We start from the raw sequence: 1,014 nt of genomic DNA, 5'->3' as shown, positions 1-1,014 counted from the left end.
CCAGCGTTCATCCTGAGCCAGGATCAAACTCTCCAATAAAGTGTTTGTCTAGCATCATAAATAAAAATTGACGTTTCACGTTGTTTGTTTCGTTCAGTTTTCAAAGAACTTTTGGTGGAGCCTAGCGGGATCGAACCGCTGACCTCCTGCGTGCAAGGCAGGCGCTCTCCCAGCTGAGCTAAGGCCCCTTATCAAAATCGGGAAGACAGGATTCGAACCTGCGACCCCCTGGTCCCAAACCAGGTGCTCTACCAAGCTGAGCCACTTCCCGAAAAGAACGCGCCCGAGAGGACTCGAACCCCTAACCTTTTGATCCGTAGTCAAACGCTCTATCCAATTGAGCTACGGGCGCATATGGTGCCGAGGGCGGGGGTCGAACCCGCACGGTGGTCACCCACCGCAGGATTTTAAGTCCTGTGCGTCTGCCTGTTCCGCCACCCCGGCATGTCATATTGAAAATTGGAGCGGAAGACGGGATTCGAACCCGCGACCCCAACCTTGGCAAGGTTGTATTCTACCACTGAACTACTTCCGCAAGACATATATGACTTATTCAATTAAAAGTGCGGGTGAAGGGAGTCGAACCCCCACGCCAAAGGCGCCAGATCCTAAGTCTGGTGCGTCTGCCAATTCCGCCACACCCGCGTACTATATTTTTAAAATGGTGAGCCATGAAGGACTCGAACCTTCGACCCTCTGATTAAAAGTCAGATGCTCTACCAACTGAGCTAATGGCTCTTACTAAAGTGGTGCCGGCTAGAGGACTTGAACCCCCAACCTACTGATTACAAGTCAGTTGCTCTACCAATTGAGCTAAGCCGGCATATGGTGGAGGATGACGGGATCGAACCGCCGACCCCCTGCTTGTAAGGCAGGTGCTCTCCCAGCTGAGCTAATCCTCCATTTTGCCTGGCAACGTCCTACTCTCACAGGGACAAAGTCCCAACTACCATCGGCGCTAGAGAGCTTAACTTCCGTGTTCGGTATGGGAACGGGTGTGACCTCTCTGCCATC

9 tRNA genes and 1 rRNA gene are annotated in these 1,014 nt (G+C 52.6%); all 10 read right to left on the bottom strand.

The window, feature by feature from the left end:
• Positions 1-112: 112 nt before the first annotated feature.
• A tRNA-Ala gene (locus MR076_RS25930) sits at positions 113-188 on the bottom strand.
• Positions 189-197: 9 nt separating this feature from the next.
• Positions 198-271, bottom strand: a tRNA-Pro gene (locus MR076_RS25925).
• 7 nt (positions 272-278) lie between these two features.
• Positions 279-352, bottom strand: a tRNA-Arg gene (locus MR076_RS25920).
• 3 nt (positions 353-355) lie between these two features.
• Positions 356-444 (bottom strand) — tRNA-Leu (locus tag MR076_RS25915).
• A 16-nt stretch (positions 445-460) separates the two neighbouring features.
• Positions 461-535: transfer RNA gene (locus MR076_RS25910), tRNA-Gly, on the bottom strand.
• A 29-nt stretch (positions 536-564) separates the two neighbouring features.
• A tRNA-Leu gene (locus tag MR076_RS25905) sits at positions 565-645 on the bottom strand.
• Positions 646-662: 17 nt separating this feature from the next.
• A tRNA-Lys gene (locus MR076_RS25900) sits at positions 663-738 on the bottom strand.
• A gap of 9 nt (positions 739-747) precedes the next feature.
• Positions 748-823 (bottom strand) — tRNA-Thr (locus MR076_RS25895).
• Between the two features lie 3 nt (positions 824-826).
• A tRNA-Val gene (locus tag MR076_RS25890) sits at positions 827-902 on the bottom strand.
• A 5-nt stretch (positions 903-907) separates the two neighbouring features.
• Positions 908-1,014 (bottom strand): 5S ribosomal RNA (gene rrf / locus MR076_RS25885); the annotation flags it as partial.

It is taken from the genome of Bacillus cereus group sp. BfR-BA-01380 (assembly GCF_022663535.1).
GTDB classification, from domain to species: Bacteria; Bacillota; Bacilli; order Bacillales; family Bacillaceae_G; genus Bacillus_A; species Bacillus_A cereus_BB.
The sequence above is the reverse complement of the archived record's forward strand: the minus strand, read 5'-3'. Positions and strand labels throughout refer to the sequence as shown.